The sequence below is a fragment of the Vibrio sp. OPT46 genome (genome assembly GCF_015163535.1).
GTDB classification, from domain to species: Bacteria; Pseudomonadota; Gammaproteobacteria; order Enterobacterales; family Vibrionaceae; genus Vibrio; species Vibrio alginolyticus.
Window position 1 is genome coordinate 28,542 of record NZ_JADDYG010000898.1, and the last position, 3,847, is coordinate 32,388.

Annotated in this window: 5 protein-coding genes; all 5 read left to right on the top strand. The window is 46.0% G+C overall.

Annotation, left to right across the window (positions count from 1 at the left end; genetic code table 11):
• Positions 1–768: TolC family protein (locus IQR33_RS35040; protein ID WP_228014246.1), on the top strand; the 768-nt coding region annotated here is incomplete at its 5' end.
• Positions 768–971 carry a DUF1656 domain-containing protein gene (locus IQR33_RS31570; protein ID WP_005374946.1) on the top strand — a complete coding sequence of 68 codons (204 nt, stop codon included), beginning with the start codon at positions 768–770 and terminating at the stop codon, positions 969–971. The genes IQR33_RS35040 and IQR33_RS31570, both read left to right, overlap by 1 nt.
• A gap of 12 nt (positions 972–983) precedes the next feature.
• Positions 984–1,874, top strand: coding sequence for an HlyD family secretion protein (locus tag IQR33_RS31575; RefSeq protein WP_054576589.1), 891 nt, complete (start codon positions 984–986; stop codon positions 1,872–1,874).
• Positions 1,875–1,890: 16 nt separating this feature from the next.
• Complete coding sequence (locus tag IQR33_RS31580) at positions 1,891–2,577, top strand: potassium channel family protein (protein WP_005374942.1); 687 nt, start codon at positions 1,891–1,893, stop codon at positions 2,575–2,577.
• Positions 2,570–3,718 (top strand): AI-2E family transporter, encoded by a 1,149-nt coding sequence (locus IQR33_RS31585; protein WP_054576588.1) that lies wholly within the window; start codon positions 2,570–2,572, stop codon positions 3,716–3,718. The genes IQR33_RS31580 and IQR33_RS31585 overlap by 8 nt, the downstream gene beginning before the upstream one ends.
• Positions 3,719–3,847: the final 129 nt, after the last annotated feature.

Consider the following 3,847-nt stretch of genomic DNA (forward strand, 5'->3'; position numbering starts at 1 on the left):
TCCATTGTGCCACGTCCACCGCTTTTGGATACGCAAGTGGATGCTAACTTAGTGATGCGACGTCCGGATTTGCAAGTCTCTGAGATGCAAGCTCGCGCGCAAAGTGCGCAGATTGGCGTGGCAGAAACCGCTCTGTACCCAAGCTTTTCGTTGTTCGGTTCCATCGGTATCGACAGTACGGTTCCCGATGGCAGCAGTTTCAGTTTTAGCGATTCGCTCACCATGGTGGTTGGCCCAACGTTCAGTTGGAACATTTTCCAATACGGACGCGTGAAAAATAACATTCGTTTCGAAGATGCTCGCTTCCAAGAAACGCTGACGAACTACAACAAAAAGGTACTGCAAGCCGTTAATGAAGTCACCAATGCAATCGAAGCATATGAACTGTATTTGCAGCAAAAAGATTTACGCTTGCAATCGGTCAACTCTTCCATTCGTGCGTTCAACATATCCATGACACAGTACGAAAACGGACAAATTTCATTCGAACGTCTGCTTAACTCGGTAGAAAAAATGACCCGCGCAGAAGACAGCTACGCAACGATCAAAGGTAATGTTGCGAACCAAGTTGTCGCGCTCTACAAAGCCCTCGGTGGAGGCTGGCAAACCCAAACAGGCAAACCTTTCATCAGTGAATCGATTGCCACGCAGATGACAGAGCGCACTGACTGGGGAAGTTATTTAAATGAAGAAAACCGCGTATTGCCGCCTTTGCCTATCGAAACACCGACGGAAAACGGCGATAAGAACAAAACGGAGGATCTCTAATGCCTCATGAACTTTCTTGGGGAGACGTTTACTTTTCTCCTACGCTACTCGTGCTCTTTCTCGCCGTCACGGCCACGTGGATAACGGTGATGATATTGAACAAGACACGTTTGTCTCGCTTCATCGCTTTTCCGTCTCTGACGTTTATTGCCATCATGGTCGGTTATGTGGTGGCCATCGACAGCTTTTATATTCAATTTTAGGTGCCAAACAAGATGAAAAAACTATTAGTAATCGCACTCAATCTTGTCATTCTTGGTGGCGCAGCTTGGCTCGGCTATCAAAAGTTTGAGGAATACTTTAATAACCCATGGACACGAGATGGGCAAGTGCGTGCTAACGTCATCAAAGTGGCTCCTCGCGTATCAGGCCCAATTGTAAATGTCGCGGTGCAAGACAACCAAGAAGTAAAAACGGGGGATTTACTGTTTGAAATCGACCCTGCGACTTACCAGGTTGCGTTATCTCAAGCCGAAGTAGCACTGGAGCGCTCCATTGTTAGCTCTCGCGGTAAAAAAATCGAATATGACCGCTTAAAAGACATTCGTGCCAAAGACCGTGGCGCGGTTTCTCACAAGGATCTGATTCGTCGTGAAATCGCTTACGAAGAGTCGCTACTGCAAATCAAATCTGCAGAAGAGCAACTAAAATCAGCACGCCTTAATCTCAGCTTTACCAAAGTTTATGCGACCGTCGATGGTTTTGTATCTAACCTCGATATTAGAAACGGTACGCAAGCGGTCGCAAACCAACCACTGCTCGCACTGATCGACAAAAACAGCTTTTGGGTATTTGGTTTCTTCCGTGAAAACCAACTTGCGCAAATCGAACCTGGCAGCAAAGCGCGTGTCACTTTGATGTCTCACCCAGACACGCCAATTGACGCGACGGTTGACTCGATTGGTTGGGGTATTGCGCCCAAAGACGGCACGGTCGGCTACAACCTTCTTCCAAACGTAAACCCTGTTTTTCAGTGGATTCGCTTAGCACAACGTATTCCGGTGCGAATCTCCCTACAAGAACTTCCTGAAGATGTTGATCTTCGATTCGGGCTTTCTGCGTCCATCATGGTGATGAAAGAGTCATCCGCAGAAAGTGAACAATAACTAAGTGAGAAGAGCCATGGTCATTGGTAAAAACCTCAAAAATATTAATGAAGAAAACAACTTCTTCTATCTAACCTTAGCACTAGTGATTTTGTTGCTAGGGAGTGCGATGGCACAAGTCGTAGGTGAAGGGACGATTGAACACATACTTCAGGCTTTCACGGTTCTGACGTTTATCGTCTGTTTTGCGAGCCTTCGCTTTGACAAAACCTGGTCTCGTTTCCTCTACAGCCTGTTTGGTATTTGGGTTCTTGTGATTGTGATCAAGACCGTTTTCGACATCAGAGAGATGAATGTGGTGATGCTTGCCCTCACCTTTGCGTTCTTTTTCGGCACTTTTAAATCCATCGCAAGACAGATTCTTTTCACCGGCCATGTCAACAGCAACAAAGTCATTGGCTCGGTCGCGCTTTTCTTGCTGCTTGGTCTGATGTGGGCGATTGCCTACCTCATTCTGCTTGAGTTTTCGCCTGAAGCCTTTACCGGTATGGAAGCGATTTCTTGGGGGCAGAACTTCTCCAATGCAGCGTATTTCAGTTTCGTTACCTTAACCACGCTCGGTTATGGCGACATTAGTCCTCTAACACCACTGGCTCAAGTCGTGGTGTATTTAGAGGCCATCACAGGTGTTTTTTATATGGCGATTGTTGTTTCAAGTCTCGTCAGTTCTAACATTGATCATCAGGTAAACAAAAATGGATAAACAATCGGTAAAAATCGACAGTAAGATTTTCATCAGTAATATGGTGGAATCGGCAATACGCATTGGCTTGATCTTTGTCTTGCTGATGTTTACGTACGACATCATCAAACCCTTCATCCTTCCGGTTATTTGGGGCGCTATTATAGCCGTCGCTTTAATGCCGCTTACCCAAAAATTGCAGCGTGTATATGGTGGTCGTAGAGGCTTGGCAGCCACAACCATTGCTTTACTTGGTATTGCCCTCCTTGTCACGCCACTTGTTATGGTATCAGGCTCCATTGTGGATGGTGCAACGCACGCGCTTGAAGTACTACAAAATGGACAAGTGAAAATACCAGGGCCAAAACCTTCCGTAGCGGATTGGCCTATCGTGGGTGATAAGCTCTACGAAGTGTGGACCCTATTCGCTACTAATCTTGAACAAGCTATTCAAACCTTTATGCCACAAATAAAGGCAGGACTCACATCTTTACTGGGTACACTGGGGGGCGTATTGGGAAGTTTACTGCTTTCAATCTTGTCACTTGCGATTGCAGCAGGTTTCATGACGTACTCTGAATCTGCAGCATCAGGCTTAAGAACCATCGCGATTCGAACCGCTGGTGAAAACGCAAAAAGCTGGACCACGCTTATCGCTGCGACAATTAAAAGCGTACTGCTTGGCGTAGTCGGTGTAGCGGCGATTCAAGCACTGTTGATCGGTGCTGGTTTCTTCGTATTTGGCGTTCCGGCAGCAGGTTTACTCACACTGCTTCTAATGATTTTATGTATCGCTCAGCTCCCGGCGTTGCTCGCAGTGCTACCTGTGATTGGCTTCATGTACATGACCCAAGACACCTCAACAGCAACCATGTTTACTGTTTGGGTCGTAGTTGCGGCTCTTTCTGAAAACCTGTTCAAACCAATGTTAATGGGACGTGGCGTCGACGTGCCAATGCCTGTGATTCTGCTCGGTGCCATCGGTGGTATGCTTTTCTACGGCATCGTTGGTCTGTTCTTAGGTGCCGTTATCCTAGCAATTTGGTATGAGTTATTTGTTTGGTGGTTGAGCATTGAGAAAGCACAACAGCAAGAAGAAATGGCAGAACAACAAGACGCTTCTGATGACCAATCAGAACCTGGACACGGTGCTGGTATTTAATAAATCAATAAGTTAGAAAGAAATTTAATCTATAACTTATGATATCAAACCGCTGCATTTCAGCGGTTTGATTCTATTTGGATCACAGTTTCGTCGTAATAAATGCGATAAAAATGACGTTCTTGTTAA